The sequence below is a fragment of the Vibrio sp. Isolate34 genome, assembly GCF_022397915.1.
In the GTDB taxonomy this organism is placed as follows: Bacteria; Pseudomonadota; Gammaproteobacteria; order Enterobacterales; family Vibrionaceae; genus Vibrio.
Window position 1 is genome coordinate 147,526 of record NZ_JAKEUO010000001.1, and the last position, 15,675, is coordinate 163,200.

Genomic DNA, 15,675 nt, shown 5'->3' on the forward strand with positions numbered 1-15,675 from the left:
TCACCTTTGTCTTTGTTTCACAACACATTCATTCATTCAAGCTGCTAGTGCTTAGCTCTTCTCAGGAAAAACTAACCATTACCGAATCACAACTAGAGATCGGCGTCTTCGTTCTCTTCCGTGCGGATGATGTAGTCTGTCATCCATGCGGTGCCCAACAAACACAACCACACCACAAACACAGGGCTTGGCACTTCAATGCTTGGCGTTATCACCAGAGCAGCAAAGCCAACCGTGGGCAAAGTCCAACACAAGAGCTTGTTCCAGCGGAAAGTTTTCAATCGATTGAGCGTTTCCATCGATGCCATGATACCCGTGACACACAAGGCCACCAAAGCCGCATAAGGTAAGTCAGCTATCCATAATGGCAATATCAAACCCAATGACCACCAGCTATGTCGACTCGCGGGTTTCAGGTGATTCGCTGCCCACCAAATCACGACGATAGACAACGTCTGAAGTGTGGTGATCCAAGGTGCGCCATCAAGCTTTCCTGCCGATTGCGTGACCATAATCCCAACCTGTAAGGTGGTGACAATCAAACCTGAAATAATCACGACGGACAAACTGCTGCGTCTTGAGAAAACAACCATAAGCAGTGGGAATAGCACCCATGCACTGACTGAAAGCGTGATTGGCTGTAAAGGAAGGGTTAAACCGTAAGTCGTCATGGCAGCGAGCAAAGCTAAACCTGCAATACCACCCTGCGGCAGAATCCATAATGCAGGAATGACCATAGCAAGCACTGGGATGTCCCCTTCACTTAAACTGATTGCTCTAGCGCAAACAACGGCTAATAATGTTGTAATTAGAAATTGAAATGTCGAAAAAACCATAGCTCTCTCCTTCTACCGATCCGTGGTATTAATGAACTAGGAACATTTAGTATGGACCAATTTTTGAGCCAAATCTTTGCTGTGATTCACCAAATTCCATATGGGAAAGTAACAACTTATGGAGACATAGCACGTTTTTCAGGATTTCCGGGCTATGCACGGCATGTAGGAAAAGCGCTGGGGAATTTACCAGAAGGGAGCAAACTGCCTTGGTATCGTGTGATCAACAGTAAAGGCGAGATCTCTTTGAAGGGTGATTCGTTCGATCGTCAAAAGAAACATCTGGTTGAAGAAGGGATTGAAGTGAGTGACGCAGGAAAGGTCAAGCTCAGAATATACAAATGGCAGCCCTAGAGCTGCCATCTATCGAAAGACGTTAATTAAGATGCCTTAACAGTGGCATCCATTTCTAATTAACGAACACCAACCAAGCGTAGGTCTGCTTGTTGTGTATTTTCTACATCAGTAATTACTGACTTAATCGTGTCCGTTGTGAAACGCAGTTTACCATCAACATGAATCGATGCACGCATGTTGTAACGGTGGTTAAGTTGAATTTTGTTGTTGTCGTAGCTCAGCTCGAATGCGAACGGTACTTGCTTACCGTCAGTGGTGAATTCTTGAGTTGCGATAACTGTCGATGGTGCGTCAGCCAGTGAAATATCTTCTAGCGTTACGGTAACCACTGCATTCTCTGGCAATGCAATTCTTTCACGGTAGCTTACTGTTCCTGAAATCACTTGAGTGTTCTCTGCAGCCACTTCTTGAGAAGCGTTCGTTTCTGATGTTGCTTGGCAGCCAAAAAGTAGGCCAAACGATGCTAAAGACGTAATAAGAATTAGAGCCTTTTTCATATTCAATTTCTCTCAACATGTTTGCCGGACTCGGCAAATCTACCCACCAATTATAAGAGAGCTTTCATATTCTGTCTTGAAACCCTATGATTTATTGACAGATATCTGACTAATCTTAATGATTAACACCATAATCTGACATCCATTTACGAAGAGGAATGCTGGCGATGAGTCAACCTTTACAAGAATTACTAAGTTTACTTCAGCTAGAGAAACTGGAAGAAGGTTTATTCCGTGGGCAAAGTGAGAACCTTGGTCTGCCACAAGTTTACGGCGGTCAGGTATTGGGACAAGCGCTTTCGGCTGCTCGTTACACTGTTCAAGATGACCGTAGTGTTCACTCGTTCCACAGTTATTTTCTGTTTCCCGGCGATCCTGAAAAGCCAATTATTTACGATGTGGAAAATCTCAGAGATGGACGCAGCTTCAGCACACGCCGTGTTAAAGCGATTCAAAATGGCCGCCCTATTTTCTATCTCACGGCTTCTTACCATGGTGATGCACCAGGTTTTGAACACCAAAATGAAATGCCAAACATCCCTGGGCCAGAGAACTTTGCCTCTGAAACTGAGCTCGCGAGCCACATTGCGGAATTCTTACCAGAGAAACTACGTAAGACTTTCTGTGGCGAAAAGCCGATTGAGATGCGCCCAGTAACGGTTGTTAACCCACTGAAGCCTAAAAAGACCGAAGCAAAACAGTACCTTTGGGTGAGAGCGAATGGTGCGCTGCCAGATAACCAACTTATTCACCAATACCTGCTGGCTTACGCATCGGATTGGGGATTCTTGGTGACGGCGCTTCACCCACATGAAGTTTCTATCATGACGCCAAACTTCCAAGTCGCGACGATTGACCACTCAATCTGGTTCCACCGCCCATTCAAGATGGATGAGTGGTTGCTTTACGCGATTGAAAGCCCGACAGCAGCCAACACTCGCGGCCTAGTGCGCGGCGAGATCTATAACCAGAAAGGTGAGCTAGTAGCGACAGCCGTTCAAGAAGGTGTGATGCGCTTTACTAAGTAATGAGTAGGCGTTTTTTAGAGACACAACACACCCACACCAAATAATAAGGGGCTAGATATAATATCTAGCCCCTTTCTTTTAATGACATCAGCGGAGAACCGCTGTTCAAACGTCAATAAAGTCTATTCTGTTTCTAGCGTTGGCTCGAATTCACTTTGTACTCGCGTTTTAATGCCGTCTCCTGCGTCTCTAAGCAGGTTGAATGGTGACAGCACTACCCCTTTCACAGCACCTTCGGCTGCGCCCTGAGCGAGTGCTTTACTCTTGTCGGCCAGTAGATTTGCTTGATCCAAGATACCCGGCACTTCAGCTCTCAGCATTTCAGATTCAGCCACAACAACAGGGATAGTTTGTTCACGGTAAGACTTACTCTCCGCAAGCATTGGTGGCATCACATCGACACGATAGCGTTTCAATTCAGTCAGTGTTGGTGGGATAACCTCGGTTCTTACCTGCTCGACTTCGGTGCGAACGTTTTTCACTTCATCCAAAATCGCGGGAATTTTGCCATCAACAGACGAAACTGTTTGGTTAACTTGATCGATGGTCTTTCTCACTTCATCAACCGTGTCTAACACCTGAGGAGCCAACTCACTCACATGCTCAGCAAACGCTAACATCTCTTCGACTTTTAACCCTTTGGTGAGGCCCGATAAATCTTCGATAACTTGTGGGTAGGTGTCGACGATTTCACCGACTTTATTAGTGAATGAATAGATGGTGTAGCCCAAATAAAAAATGGAGACAGCTAACACCAATTGGATAGCGGTAGAGACTTTTGCAAACATGAATAACCCTTTTCTTTATCGCAGAGGCGATGTCTAAACTGAGACAAGATGTAGCGTAATGCTAACTATAGTGGCAATGCTGTTGTGTACTTTAATGGTTCCATCGCAAACGTCGAGGTCACATTTGAAATACCATCAATGCTATTCACCAAGCGCTTATAGAAATCATCAAAGCACTTCATGTCTTTAACCTGAACCTTCATCATATAATCATATTCGCCAGCCATGCGATAGAACTCCATCACTTCTGGAAAGTCCGACACAGTATTCACAAAGCGCCCATACCACTCATGAGAATGGTCGCTAGTTTTCACCAATACGAACGCGGTAAAGGAAAGATCTAACTTCTCAGGATTGAGCAACGCCACTCTCTTTTCGATGATGCCGTTCTCTTCAAGACGCTTGAGACGCTTCCAGCAAGGCGTTGTCGTGAGGTTAACGGCTTCAGAAATATCGTTCAGTGACAGCGTGCTGTCTTCCTGTAACAACCCTAATATTTTTTTATCTACGGCATCTATCACACTTTCACCAAATCGCATTTAAATAGAATAATTTTCTACATTTTAGTCAAAATAAAGCAAATATGGCAAAGTTTTTCTCTCCAGTTCTAGCTAAATTATAACCATACCAATTACAAAGAATTCCTACACAAGATCAGGAGAACGCTTATGTGCACTGACCATCAATGGATTAACAACGCGATTCGTAAAATTGAAGCCGACTACCAACGCTCAGCGGATACGCACCTTATCAAGCTAGACCTTCCAAGTATCGAAGGCATTGATGTTTACCTTAAAGATGAAAGCACACACCCTACCGGCTCTTTAAAGCACCGTTTAGCGCGTTCTCTGTTCTTATACGCTATCTGTAACGGTTGGGTTGGCCCAGAAACAACGATCATTGAATCTTCATCTGGTAGCACAGCGGTTTCTGAAGCTTACTTTGCTCGCCTACTTGGTCTTCCGTTTATTGCGGTAATGCCAAAATGCACAGCGAAGAAAAAAATTGAACAGATTGAATTCTACGGCGGCCAAGCACACCTTGTTAACCGCTCAGATGAAATTTACGATGAGTCTCGCCGCTTAGCCGAAGAGCTAAATGGTCACTACATGGATCAATTTACCTACGCTGAACGCGCAACTGACTGGCGTGGTAACAACAACATTGCGAACTCGATTTTCAATCAAATGCAGATGGAAGATCACCCCGTTCCTGCTTGGGTAGTAATGAGCCCAGGTACTGGCGGTACTTCGGCGACGATTGGCCGTTTCATTCGCTACCAACAACATGAAACTAAGCTTTGTGTCGTCGACCCTGAGAACTCTGTGTTTCATGAATACTTCCAAACAGGCAATGCGAATGTGAAAGGCAATACATTCAGCAAGATTGAAGGTATTGGTCGCCCACGAGCAGAGCCAAGCTTCATTCCTGCCGTGGTTGACGAAATGCGTAAAATCCCAGATGCAGCAAGTATTGCAACCACACATTGGTTATCTGATATTCTTGGCCGCAAGGTTGGCGCATCAACCGGTACCAACATGTACGGTGTACTTCAGCTAGCCAGTGAGATGAAAGCGCGTGGCGAGAAAGGTTCTATCGTGACTTTACTGTGTGACAGCGGTGAGCGTTACCTAGATACTTACTTCAATGACGAGTGGGTAAACCTGAATATCGGTGATCTACAACCTTATGTAGCGAAGCTAGAAGCTTTCTCACAAACAGGTGAGTTGGCTTAAATACAGAACAAGCACCCGTTCCAAATTAAAAAAGAGCCCTTGATGGGCTCTTTTTATATGTCATTCGTAACCAATGAAACAAGATTATTCTGGTTTTTGCTTCGCTTCAAATGCTGCCAGTTGTTCAGGCGTCGCTTTTGGCTGATGGTGTTGTTTCCACTCATCGTAAGTCATGCCATATACGCGCTCACGAGCGTCATCGATATCCAAATCTAAGCCTTGTTGCTCAGCTTCCGCTTTGTACCATTTGCTGAAACAGTTACGGCAGAAGCCAGCCAAGATCATCAGGTCGATGTTCTGCACATCTTTGTTGTTATCTAGGTGTGCTAACAGGCGACGAAAGGTTGCTGCATCCAGCTTATCTTGTTCTTCTTGAGAAAGATCTTTGTATTTAAATTCAGCCACTTTACTTTCCTTTATTCGATTTATTGTATTAATTAGTTGAGCTCTGTTTGTTATACAAAAAAAACACACTTAACTTAAAGTTAGACTTAAAAGTTAGAAACCCCTTACATAATGAGGGCTAGAAGCCATTTATCTAACTTTTACGTGTAGATCTAATTTTTCTGTAAGAGTTCAGGTGATAAATGAAAAAATTAGATCACCAAAAATTGGTGGTCTGTACTATATTTTTATCTAACTTTATATGTACTGGTTCATACTCAGTCTGACAAAATCGTGGTTCGATTTCACCTGTTCACACAATCATACACTAACCACTAAACTCATTTTTAGACAGTTCCGAGTTGCGTATTTACTAATTTAACAAAGCATAAATTAGATGAAGTATGGCAAAATTCGCTTAACCGACCGTCCAGTGCAAGTAGAGAAAATTGATAGTGTAGGTTACCTTGATACTTTGAATTGTTCATTCTAGCGTTCGAACCTTTTTCTGTAACTGTGGGCGATACACTCAGAAGCTTTATGAGTCCGTTTATTAAAGGGGATTAACTGATCCCCTTGCTCGCACTTTAACCAACAGCAGTATTACTCGATTTCCTCTAGCAATTTGTTTGCCGCAACTAAATCTCTAGAACCTTTAATAATTAAGCCACCAAAAAACATGAATATCGCACCTATATACATATAAAGGAATATTGTTCCAACGACAAAAAGCATGACACCCCAAGCCATGTAGTTTTTACTGGGATCACTCATCACAATATTCTTAGTGATATTTTTATAAGTTATCACCTTAAATACATTGTTTTTGATTTTTCCAACAGCTGCAAAGGTATCACCCTCTTCAATAAAAATGCTTTCTGACGATTTACACTCAATGTATTGTCCATTGATTGAAAATACAGCTATCTGATTTGAAGAATTTTCGCCTGAAGCTTCTGTTGAAAATCGTAAATTTTCCACGTTCCCTTTGATTGATTCCATTAGTTAAGCCTTTATGATTTAAATAGGTAGAGATTTTTAAGTTATTGATTAAATTATTTTTAACTCAAGAAAAAGAGCGAAAACCATACTCTTGTAACACTAACACCTTACCAACCTAAAACTGCAACGTAAACGTCCCGCGACCATTAATGCCTTTTCTCATATGGTTGGTCGGCTAACCGCTCATTCACTCAGACACTGCTTTGTCAGCATCACCTCGTAGCCGTTCAATTGACCTTGCGCGTCGCTAAGCACCTTCGAGATAGAACGTGCCAAAGGTAAAAATTCAATCTGTGAAGGTTTTGGACAATTATGAGTCAGTGATATTGCTAAATTAGCAATTCATGAATAACTACAGGTATGGAAAGTTGCTTAACTAATTGTCTAGTTTTTATGGTGCAGAACAAAGTTTGCGGATTCATCAACATTAATCGTAGCTATATTCCAACCGTTCAACCCTCGTTCTAATCACCGATACTGTAGCATCTCAGTTCCCATAGCATTTCAACCAAACAATCGGCTACAGAGTCAGAAAAGCCGACACTAAGAAATCGTTTGAAAGCTCGCCTTGTGTCATACGCTTTTGGGAAGCACTTCGCTATATAAAGCTCATGGGCACAAGCAGCCGCTTGCTCTCTGGTAAGGCCTGAAAGTTGTAACTTACGAATGGCTTGGTACAGTTCACTTCCGCGCATAATGCTTCTCGTATATTTAATACTAACCATACATTAGGTTTGTGCTTGAAATTCATTCAACTGGCTGTGAGCAGATGAAAGTAACTCTATGTTGACTATACCTAGTGACATCTTATGCCTCGCTGATGAGTTGGCGCTATGAACGTGAATAATTGGTGGTTTGAAACCTCGCAAAGCAACAGCTTCTTCGATCCACAACACTACATCATAACCAGTACCGTGCTCATCATCGCCTAAATCATGATCAAGACTGGCTTCAGTGACATCACCTTTATTCAAAAGCGCGATCGCCTCTTCTGACCAATAAACTCTATACCAACCTTCGGGGCCTGTCTCTCATCATCTAAATAGACCTTCATTTGCATCTACCACTGACTCCTAATTCTCGCCAGTTCTTGCATATAACTGGAACGATACTTGCCGCCTTGCCTCTCATGAACTTGTAACCAAAAGGAACTTTCCCCTTAATTTCAAGGGAAATAAGAATTTTCTCAGCCCTGAATGGCGCTTTATTGAGTAAGCTGGCGGCAGGCTGAACTGATAGAGAGCTTCCAACTCCAAGTACTTTGTAAGCAGACTTAATATGTTTCCTTGCCTCCTCTAAATACATCACTGGTTCGCCAAACCAAACAATATTAGGCCTCAATTGGCTATTTAATTCACAATGTTGACCAATCTCAATCTGCTTATCCCAGTCATAAGTAATTGAAGAATTAATGGTACTTTGGGCGCGATTTAACTGCCCATGTAGGTGAATAACTTTCGAACTGCCCGCTCTTTCATGCAAGTCATCGACATTCTGAGTAATGATGACCACGTCATAAACATCCTCTAACTCAGCTAGTGCTATGTGAGCTTTGTTAGGTTGTGCATTTTTGGCGGCAACCTTACGTTGATTGTAAAAGCTCAGCACTAGCTTAGGGTTACGCTCAAAGGCATCTTTCGTTGCTAGTTCATGAATAGGATAACTTTCCCACAAACCATCACCATCTCGAAAAGTGCGCAAACCACTTTCGGCACTTATACCTGCGCCTGTAAACACAACAATCTTTCTCTTTTCTGTGTTATTTACCATCATCTTCTCTCGTGATTAAACTGTTGAGACTAATAGTAAATAAGATATGCGACAGGTTTTGACGCATAGCGCAACAAAAAACAATAAACCATTGATATATTTGAATATAGTGAAAAATTTAGTTCACTTGCTTTGTACTCTTTTAGTACTTCAATCGTTTGATGTTGCGTATGCGCCCTCATCCAACCATTTAGTATGGCTCGACAACCATCAAGATAAACTTTCATAAAGTTATTCCTGAGAACTCAAAGTGTGTTTGCATCTGCGTATTTGGAAAATCTGAGTAAATCGTTCGTCCGACAACAGTTAACAAAACCTGCCATGTGGGAAATTGGTAAGAAGACACTTTGATCACCAAGCACTCATTAGACAGGTAGACTGCCTCACCATTAAAACACCTAGGCCCTTCTTTATGTATTGGGATGAGACCTAGTGGCTGAAACTGCGCTAATTCAAACTCCATAAGGTGGCTCATAAGCGCCAGCAAATTCTCTTTGCATGTGACTGATTCTAGTTTTTTGACCAAATGAGATAGAAATAAACACTCAATAACACAGTCACCTAGTTTTTCATAAAGCGAAATGATGCAATTGTGATCATGGACGATCTGATGCTGAATTGAACTGTAGTGTTCTGCTAAGCGAAAGGGGCAATTAGACATAAAACTCTCTCCTGTAAGTTAGAGAGAGTTTGCAGCAGGGATGCGACAAGAGTTGACGCTTTAAATGCTAGTCAGTTTTTTCGGGGGCAAAGGTAATGCTTGCTTACTATCAGAATAGAACTGCGTGCTTACTTCAGGTAGCAACAATGCTCTTCTGCCTGAATTGAACAGGCGAAATGGTTTTTCCGCAAAAGACGTCGATTTTAGGCTGGCACTATTATAGCTCGGTTGGTGCGCATAAATTAATAGTGATTCAATCGCTGATAACTTAATACTCTCTCCTTCGTAGTGGTCATATCGCTCTCTATTATCTTTGCTCCAAGCTTCCCACCCAGTAAAATTGCCACAAGAAGCAATGAAAATCTTGCATAGGTCAGCTTGGTTTTGAATCCAAGAATGCTCATTTAGTCGTTCGAAAATTGTTTTTCTATCTGACAACCCAATGTAAAGCAAACTATCAGTACCATAGACAGGATGACTGCCATAAACTTGGTAGAGACAATGCCCTTGAACCCCTTTAAGTTCCTCTAGTGCATTTGATGAGTATGGACCTTCCCAATAAGCATCAATAATAGGCACAGCTTTGTTTTCCGAATTACACATATTCAATCCTCATACCACGAGATACTATCTCTAAGGGTTTGTTTTATTTCTTCACGTAATGCCAAAGGCTCTACTACTGTTGCATGGTTACACACAGACAGCAGCCAATGGCGAAATTCATCGGTGTCATCCACGTTCGCATGGACGATAAAATCTTCACCTTTGGGTTCTATTAACTGGTCTTCACACAATGGTGTTTCATCTAGGATTTGTGCAAAAACTGGCGTTACCCATAGTTTAATCGCAAGTTTATTTGAGCGGCGGATGACTCCCATTTCACCCTGCTGAACGTATGTCTCTAGTGAGAAGTCTTCATCAACAATCGCAGGGAAGTAAGAGGACTCTGCACTGATTACGCGGTTGAACGACAATTGACGAATATCGCTGTAGCCATCAAATTTCCCGACCAAATAATTCCGCTCTCCACGCACGACAATACCAAATGGGTGAAACATGACTTGCTGCTCTTTGTTAGAAGACATGGAGCGATAAACAAGCCTGATACACTTCTCTTCAAACACGGCTTTATACATGACGTTTATCGTTTCAGCAGCTAGCTTAGAGGGTAGCAAAGGCATGCCTTTAGGGTGGATATATACTTTTTGCGGCCATAGCCCTCGAGACGTTTTGTTTTCATATCGAAGATAATATCTAGCACCGTTGAAGTGCGATTCCAAATTACTGAACAAGGATGGAGGAAAAACCTGCTCTAGATGCTTTTCAGCAAGGTTTAGGGTAATGGCGGTGCTTAAATCCATTCCCGTTAATCCTAAATCAAGTCCTTGCTCTCGCGACCATCCAATTGGTTTACCTGAGTCTGGTACAACTCCGTACTTATCAAGGCTTTTAAGAATGCGTTGAACGCTTCTTAGTGACAACATATTGCCTTCTGCTTCCAACTTTACTTGAATGTTCTGCGCTGTGACTTTTCCTTTCGTAGGCACTTTTGCGAGCACCGCTCTCTTGTTCTCAAAGCTTTCCATAAAAATTTAATTCAGTAATTACAAATGGATAAGGAATATATCCAATTATCCACCTGATGACGACAGAACCTGTCGTTACCGCTTTGTATATTATGAGCATCGTCACAAGCATTACTTTTTAAGCGATTCACCAGTTATGCGCTTTAATTCTAGAGATAAATTACGAGGAGATGCTTTATGAAGACTGCAGAGTTATTTGATGAGTGTGAACAAATTATGGCCTATGAACACTTTTATGGAACTTCAGATCACTTCTTTCGGGTTTTCGAGTTATCTAGCATGGTTGTTGGAGATGCGTATTATGGGCCATTTACCTTAAAACAGGTACAAAGATTATTGTGGGAGTTAAGTGAACTTAGCAATAGGTTTTCGATTATTCATAAGCCCCAAGAGTGCTACGGCTTTAAAGTGCTTGGCTTCTGTGTTGAGTTGGACAACGGGTTTTACGGGCAGGCCTTTTCGTATCGGATAGCACACTTCGCGAATTAAACTATAAAGCTGATTCAAACTAGTGTTTGTTCGTAGAATCGACACTATGTCATTTCGTCGAACACTCGATCTGACAAATTTGCTGATGAGTCACAACCAATCCATACACTGTGGCTTCTTCATATGTTGATGTTGTCATATGTTGATGTTGTCATATGTTGATGTTGAGAAGCTAGTCAGTTCTAACTTCGAATGGGGCAGAAACGAGTCAGACAAGCTTGAAGCTACAGTTATCACGTAAAATAGAAAATTGAGAATAATGTTTGCTGTCGGAAAGCCGCTTAGTAAAGCTTCCACCCCTGTTGGTTACCTGTCAATTTCACTGTGAAATCCGACAATAAAAAGCAACCTAAGTGTATGTTTTGTAATAATTAATCATAGGTGCAAAAGTTGTCGTTTTTTTTAGAAAACGCATTCCGAACTGAAGGCGGTCAATACCAGCTACTATTGACCGCTGGTCGCGCGTAATAGAGCTACTTTTTGTAGTTATGGTCGTGTCTGTGTTTTAGACAAGCTAAGCTAGATCCCTTTAGATTTACCACGTAAATGTATGGTTTATAAATACTTTAAGGGGAAGAGAAGTTCATTCCGCAGGNGTGCAAAAGTTGTCGTTTTTTTTAGAAAACGCATTCCGAACTGAAGGCGGTCAATACCAGCTACTATTGACCGCTGGTCGCGCGTAATAGAGCTACTTTTTGTAGTTATGGTCGTGTCTGTGTTTTAGACAAGCTAAGCTAGATCCCTTTAGATTTACCACGTAAATGTATGGTTTATAAATACTTTAAGGGGAAGAGAAGTTCATTCCGCAGGTTGCGATTCGCACACTGCGAAATGAGCGTCTAACTAGAAAAGGAGCAGATATGAGTTGTTGCAGAATCTGCAATCACTGAGCTTTCTCGTTGCTCGGGCAATTATTGCAACAGTTCAACTACCGAGGAATCCTCGATAGTTGCTTGATGAGCAATGTGCATATTTTGCACATTAGTTAGTTCTATTGCCGAAGCGACGAGATCAGAACCGGGTTGGAGCAGAGGTGATTTACGAAACAACCTGTTTCCGAAATTGTGCAAGACCCTCTTGCAGAATTGGTTACTAGAATTTGTCCAACAACCTGTTGGACAATTGGGAAACAGCTTGTTTCACAAATAAATCTCATGGTGGTTTCTTGCGCTCTAAACACATCTTGGTCGGGTAGACGACACTTGTTACCAAGTGCCGTCCCCCTAAGAACCCAGCGTGCAACTTTCACTGCACTAGGCTCAAGCCTTCACGAAGGCATCGTTTGATACCCAGCAACTTATAAAGCAGCGAGAGTAGGCTCCTTCCAAGAGTTGCGAGCTTGCCTTTTTGACTTTCTCTTAGCCAAGTATTCTTGGTGTTGAGGGTCATATGGTGTCGCTGCACTTCGGATTTTTACATGTCTCTCGATCGGTACTTTGGCTATTTGGAAGAGATTGAACTGGCAATCCATATCCATGATCTTCTGCCAACCATGAAAATGCCATTGGCCTTTTCGGTTGACGAAGTATTTAAGGGCCACCCAAGTTTTGGATTTTGTCGGATGACGCCTCACTGCCCAGTGCCATAATGCAAGAAATAGCTTATGACCAACATATCCGAATACCTGTTTAGCCACGCAATGGCGATAATAATTAGCCCAACCCCTTAATTTCGGATTTATCAGTTTGATAAGATCGTTTACAGAGGTTGTTGCATGCTTTTTGATGAGTTCGCGCAGATTACTCAAGAACAGCAATGTGTTAGATTTACTCGGTTTAATGAGCAATTTCCCTTTGTACTTTCTGTGATTGAACCCTAGAAAGTTAAAGCCGTTATCGATGTGTGTAATGTGCGTTTTTTCTTCGGATAATGTTAATCCTCTTTCCGCTAAAAAGTCAGCGATCAACGGTTTGATATCGCTCTCCAACACTTCCTTTGAAGCGCAGGTGACGACGAAATCGTCGGCGTATCCAATGAAATTGGCCCTACTACCCTTTTTGAGGGCCGTAGACTTAATATGCTGCTCAAGTCCAGCAAGAGTCATTAGCATCAAGGTTGGTGATATTATCCCACCTTGTGGTGTCCCCTCATCGGTGCGATAAAACAGACCTTTGTCCATAAAGCCAGATTTTAGCCATTGTTCCAACATTCTCTTATCAATAGCGATGTTATCAAGAAGCCATTGATGGCCGATCTTGTCGAAACAAGCTTTAATATCCCCTTCAAGTACCCATTTAGCTGATTTCTTTAATGCCAAACATTTGAAACACTGCCCAACTGCATCGGCAGTACTGCGATTTGGCCTAAATCCATAACTATTAGGGTCAGCAAGCATTTCCGATATAGGCTCTAATGCAAGAAGATGGAGGGCTTGTTGCGCTCTGTCAATCATGCATGGAATGCCTAATGGTCTGAGCTTGCCGTTCTTTTTAGGGATGTAGATACGCTTGAGCGGTTGGGCTTTGTACGCCTTTCGACTCAATTGATTAACTGCTTTTATGCGGCGTGCATCTGTGTTCCAGATGACACCATCTATTCCAGGCGTTTTACTACCTTTATTTTGAGATACTCGCCTGACTGCAAGAAGCTTAGCTGAGCGAGAATGAGTTAGTATCCACTGCAAGGCTTTCGCTTTACCGTGTTTATCTTCTCTAGTTGCCTTTGCGATACGCATCTGAAGCTTTAATACATGCGATTCAATAGGTTTCCAGTCGATAGACTGCCATTGAGCACTGTCAGGAGAGGCACTAATCTCTTTAGAAATCATCATTTGCGTTTCTCCTTAAATAAAGTTCTTCAAACTCTCTCGCAACGAAAGACCAGTCGGAAGTGGGCTCACTTTCGTGACCAGACACTAGTCTGTATCTGCATCGTTACAATGCAGCCTTCGCTTTCTCCGACCTCCTTTACCCGCATCGCTATCGGCCACAAAGGCTTTCCCATAGGGAGCGATACAGGCTTACCCTGTTCCGTATGTTACGTAAAATGTCAACTTAGATGCCCACTCTAGTGCGGAGAGTACTTTGATCACGAAAGGCCAATGCCCAACTCCTTTCCGACTCTCGTTGCCGTTTTGGCCACAGCGTATTAACCACTTCCGCTGCTTCATCATATGACGCACCTTTAATGGATTCACATACGTTCATCATATTGACTCCCTAGCACTTACCCGAATTGTGGTTTTCAGGAGGAACATCCTCTCACGATTTTGTTCCCACTCAGCCTAACGGCCAAGTTTCGTTACATTGTCAGATCCGCTACTTTATTCAGGATCTTAGGGTCATCTGGTGATACAGATGGTTCACTCTTGTCGTGGTGAACAACGCTTCATACGACTTCAGGTCGCACGGGCATTTATGTGCTAGTAGGTTACTTCCGCTAAAAAGAAAAGGCTCGAGCTTCGTTTCAGTGGCTATGGGGTGAAATGAGTTGGATCATTCCCAAGGTGCTTTTCGTTTGAAAAGCTTTTTGAAATCTTCTATTGCTGTTGGATCTGAGGCTGAATTCAGGAAGGCTACAAATCTTTCATAATCGGCATCTTTTAACACTATATGCTTTGCCTGATTGAGCATTTTCGTCCATTCTTCAGTATCGATATCACTCAGTTCATCTGCATGTGCAGTATAAGCTGTAAGGCCTTCTAATAGCTCTTCTTCGGTCAATTTTTTCTCGCTCATCGCATGCAGCCTTACTGAGGATTTAGGTTAGTTGCAGTATAGCAAAATCAGTCCGGATGCCGTTAGGTCGAATCGCTGAAACACACTTAATGGGGCAGAACCGAGCTAGGAGGCACTTTGTTAAAAAGTGCCACATTTAAAGCTTCAGCTATATGAAGCCTCTGGACAAAAACACGTTAGAGTATGAATTCTAACGTGCCAAATTGGATTAGAAAAAGTATCTTGAAAGCCTAAATGTTTTGTATGCGCTTTTCACAACTTACTCATACAAGTACATTTCATCTTCTACGTCAGACAAAAACTCTATTAATTCCCACTCGAAGCCAGCTTTGTCGAAAAAATACGCCCTTTTACGATATGTTTCTTCAGGAGCAAAAATACCTCTACGATATCCTTGTTCAACTAGGCGGCTCTCTGTAGCTTCAAGATCATCCACAACCAAGCCAATATGGTTTAGCCCGTAGTTTTTATACGTTTTTTGAAAATTTTGGGGAACAAGTGAGTCAAGATGAGGCTCTTGAAGCGCAAAATAGCTTTGCTTGTTGCCCACATGAACCCAACGATGTCTATCTGGAGGCTTAACATCTTTTCGTACATTAAAATCTGGAGCTACAATAACTAAAAATGCCAATGCAGCGTCAATATTTGGAACTGTAATATTTAAATGCTCGATCCTTGTCATATTCAAATATATCTTTTTTATCAATGAGCTAAAGTATCAACTCAAAACAACCTAACACCTCAACTTAACTTGAGGTCAAGCAAAAATTTACGCCATCGCATAACATTTAGTAGGGCAAAAGCACATTAACAGGATGTGAATGAGTGAAAGGTCTACCAAATAATGGGGCAGATCTGAGTTAA

The 15,675-nt window shown here is 42.2% G+C and carries 18 protein-coding genes; 4 read left to right on the forward strand and 14 right to left on the reverse strand.

The window, feature by feature from the left end; genetic code table 11:
- Positions 1 to 92 precede the first annotated feature (92 nt).
- Positions 93 to 836: a hypothetical protein gene (locus L1D22_RS00645; protein WP_239828371.1), complete on the reverse strand. Its 744-nt coding sequence runs from the start codon at positions 834 to 836 to the stop codon at positions 93 to 95.
- 51 nt (positions 837 to 887) lie between these two features.
- On the opposite strand from L1D22_RS00645, the gene L1D22_RS00650 reads away from it, so the two are divergent.
- The gene (locus L1D22_RS00650) at positions 888 to 1,190 is read left to right on the forward strand and encodes an MGMT family protein (RefSeq protein WP_017631048.1); all 303 of its coding nucleotides are present in this window, start codon (positions 888 to 890) and stop codon (positions 1,188 to 1,190) included.
- 59 nt (positions 1,191 to 1,249) lie between these two features.
- On the opposite strand, the gene L1D22_RS00655 is transcribed toward L1D22_RS00650, so the two are convergent.
- Positions 1,250 to 1,690 carry a YbaY family lipoprotein gene (locus tag L1D22_RS00655; protein WP_239828372.1) on the reverse strand — a complete coding sequence of 147 codons (441 nt, stop codon included), beginning with the start codon at positions 1,688 to 1,690 and terminating at the stop codon, positions 1,250 to 1,252.
- Between the two features lie 167 nt (positions 1,691 to 1,857).
- On the opposite strand from L1D22_RS00655, the gene tesB reads away from it, so the two are divergent.
- A complete protein-coding gene (tesB, locus tag L1D22_RS00660) occupies positions 1,858 to 2,718 on the forward strand; it encodes an acyl-CoA thioesterase II (RefSeq protein WP_026084268.1) in 861 nt (286 codons plus the stop codon).
- Between the two features lie 122 nt (positions 2,719 to 2,840).
- On the opposite strand, the gene L1D22_RS00665 is transcribed toward tesB, so the two are convergent.
- Both L1D22_RS00665 and L1D22_RS00670 read right to left on the reverse strand, forming a co-directional pair.
- Positions 2,841 to 3,506 (reverse strand): hypothetical protein, encoded by a 666-nt coding sequence (locus L1D22_RS00665; protein WP_048658196.1) that lies wholly within the window; start codon positions 3,504 to 3,506, stop codon positions 2,841 to 2,843.
- 65 nt (positions 3,507 to 3,571) lie between these two features.
- Positions 3,572 to 4,045 (reverse strand): Lrp/AsnC family transcriptional regulator, encoded by a 474-nt coding sequence (locus L1D22_RS00670; RefSeq protein ID WP_017631052.1) that lies wholly within the window; start codon positions 4,043 to 4,045, stop codon positions 3,572 to 3,574.
- 129 nt (positions 4,046 to 4,174) lie between these two features.
- Here L1D22_RS00670 and L1D22_RS00675 point away from each other — a divergent pair, with 129 nt between their 5' ends.
- The gene (locus L1D22_RS00675) at positions 4,175 to 5,242 is read left to right on the forward strand and encodes a PLP-dependent cysteine synthase family protein (protein WP_239828373.1); all 1,068 of its coding nucleotides are present in this window, start codon (positions 4,175 to 4,177) and stop codon (positions 5,240 to 5,242) included.
- An 84-nt stretch (positions 5,243 to 5,326) separates the two neighbouring features.
- On the opposite strand, the gene L1D22_RS00680 is transcribed toward L1D22_RS00675, so the two are convergent.
- The 7 genes from L1D22_RS00680 to L1D22_RS00710 form a co-directional block, all read right to left on the reverse strand.
- Positions 5,327 to 5,647, reverse strand: coding sequence for a DUF1244 domain-containing protein (locus tag L1D22_RS00680; RefSeq protein WP_239828374.1), 321 nt, complete (start codon positions 5,645 to 5,647; stop codon positions 5,327 to 5,329).
- Between the two features lie 582 nt (positions 5,648 to 6,229).
- On the reverse strand, positions 6,230 to 6,628 hold the full coding sequence (locus L1D22_RS00685; protein ID WP_239828375.1) for a hypothetical protein: 399 nt from the start codon (positions 6,626 to 6,628) through the stop codon (positions 6,230 to 6,232).
- 464 nt (positions 6,629 to 7,092) lie between these two features.
- Entirely contained in the window at positions 7,093 to 7,323 is a 231-nt protein-coding gene (locus L1D22_RS00690; RefSeq protein ID WP_239828376.1) for a hypothetical protein, read from the reverse strand.
- 33 nt (positions 7,324 to 7,356) lie between these two features.
- On the reverse strand, positions 7,357 to 7,602 hold the full coding sequence (locus L1D22_RS00695) for a cyclic-phosphate processing receiver domain-containing protein (RefSeq protein ID WP_239828377.1): 246 nt from the start codon (positions 7,600 to 7,602) through the stop codon (positions 7,357 to 7,359).
- A 76-nt stretch (positions 7,603 to 7,678) separates the two neighbouring features.
- The gene (locus L1D22_RS00700) at positions 7,679 to 8,401 is read right to left on the reverse strand and encodes a Sir2 family NAD-dependent protein deacetylase (protein ID WP_239828378.1); all 723 of its coding nucleotides are present in this window, start codon (positions 8,399 to 8,401) and stop codon (positions 7,679 to 7,681) included.
- Positions 8,402 to 9,119: 718 nt separating this feature from the next.
- The gene (locus L1D22_RS00705; protein ID WP_239828379.1) at positions 9,120 to 9,662 is read right to left on the reverse strand and encodes a hypothetical protein; all 543 of its coding nucleotides are present in this window, start codon (positions 9,660 to 9,662) and stop codon (positions 9,120 to 9,122) included.
- A gap of 2 nt (positions 9,663 to 9,664) precedes the next feature.
- A complete protein-coding gene (locus tag L1D22_RS00710; protein ID WP_239828380.1) occupies positions 9,665 to 10,606 on the reverse strand; it encodes a WYL domain-containing protein in 942 nt (313 codons plus the stop codon).
- A gap of 216 nt (positions 10,607 to 10,822) precedes the next feature.
- Between L1D22_RS00710 and L1D22_RS00715 the strand changes: the two genes are divergently transcribed.
- Positions 10,823 to 11,134: a hypothetical protein gene (locus L1D22_RS00715; RefSeq protein ID WP_239828381.1), complete on the forward strand. Its 312-nt coding sequence runs from the start codon at positions 10,823 to 10,825 to the stop codon at positions 11,132 to 11,134.
- A gap of 1,297 nt (positions 11,135 to 12,431) precedes the next feature.
- Here L1D22_RS00715 and ltrA read toward each other — a convergent pair.
- The 3 genes from ltrA to L1D22_RS00730 form a co-directional block, all read right to left on the reverse strand.
- Positions 12,432 to 13,904, reverse strand: coding sequence for a group II intron reverse transcriptase/maturase (gene ltrA / locus L1D22_RS00720; protein ID WP_239828382.1), 1,473 nt, complete (start codon positions 13,902 to 13,904; stop codon positions 12,432 to 12,434).
- A gap of 664 nt (positions 13,905 to 14,568) precedes the next feature.
- Complete coding sequence (locus L1D22_RS00725; RefSeq protein WP_239828383.1) at positions 14,569 to 14,811, reverse strand: hypothetical protein; 243 nt, start codon at positions 14,809 to 14,811, stop codon at positions 14,569 to 14,571.
- 259 nt (positions 14,812 to 15,070) lie between these two features.
- The gene (locus L1D22_RS00730; RefSeq protein ID WP_239828384.1) at positions 15,071 to 15,493 is read right to left on the reverse strand and encodes a VOC family protein; all 423 of its coding nucleotides are present in this window, start codon (positions 15,491 to 15,493) and stop codon (positions 15,071 to 15,073) included.
- Positions 15,494 to 15,675: the final 182 nt, after the last annotated feature.

Bases quoted from the DNA above. Each gene is read 5' to 3' on its own strand.
- L1D22_RS00645 (WP_239828371.1), bottom strand. From the start codon at position 836: ATGGTTTTTTCGACATTTCAATTTCTAATTACAACATTATTAGCCGTT.
- L1D22_RS00650 (WP_017631048.1), top strand. From the start codon at position 888: ATGGACCAATTTTTGAGCCAAATCTTTGCTGTGATTCACCAAATTCCA.
- L1D22_RS00655 (WP_239828372.1), bottom strand. From the start codon at position 1,690: ATGAAAAAGGCTCTAATTCTTATTACGTCTTTAGCATCGTTTGGCCTA.
- tesB (WP_026084268.1), top strand. From the start codon at position 1,858: ATGAGTCAACCTTTACAAGAATTACTAAGTTTACTTCAGCTAGAGAAA.
- L1D22_RS00665 (WP_048658196.1), bottom strand. From the start codon at position 3,506: ATGTTTGCAAAAGTCTCTACCGCTATCCAATTGGTGTTAGCTGTCTCC.
- L1D22_RS00670 (WP_017631052.1), bottom strand. From the start codon at position 4,045: ATGCGATTTGGTGAAAGTGTGATAGATGCCGTAGATAAAAAAATATTA.
- L1D22_RS00675 (WP_239828373.1), top strand. From the start codon at position 4,175: ATGTGCACTGACCATCAATGGATTAACAACGCGATTCGTAAAATTGAA.
- L1D22_RS00685 (WP_239828375.1), bottom strand. From the start codon at position 6,628: ATGGAATCAATCAAAGGGAACGTGGAAAATTTACGATTTTCAACAGAA.
- L1D22_RS00690 (WP_239828376.1), bottom strand. From the start codon at position 7,323: ATGCGCGGAAGTGAACTGTACCAAGCCATTCGTAAGTTACAACTTTCA.
- L1D22_RS00700 (WP_239828378.1), bottom strand. From the start codon at position 8,401: ATGATGGTAAATAACACAGAAAAGAGAAAGATTGTTGTGTTTACAGGC.
- L1D22_RS00705 (WP_239828379.1), bottom strand. From the start codon at position 9,662: ATGTGTAATTCGGAAAACAAAGCTGTGCCTATTATTGATGCTTATTGG.
- L1D22_RS00715 (WP_239828381.1), top strand. From the start codon at position 10,823: ATGAAGACTGCAGAGTTATTTGATGAGTGTGAACAAATTATGGCCTAT.
- ltrA (WP_239828382.1), bottom strand. From the start codon at position 13,904: ATGATGATTTCTAAAGAGATTAGTGCCTCTCCTGACAGTGCTCAATGG.
- L1D22_RS00725 (WP_239828383.1), bottom strand. From the start codon at position 14,811: ATGAGCGAGAAAAAATTGACCGAAGAAGAGCTATTAGAAGGCCTTACA.
- L1D22_RS00730 (WP_239828384.1), bottom strand. From the start codon at position 15,493: ATGACAAGGATCGAGCATTTAAATATTACAGTTCCAAATATTGACGCT.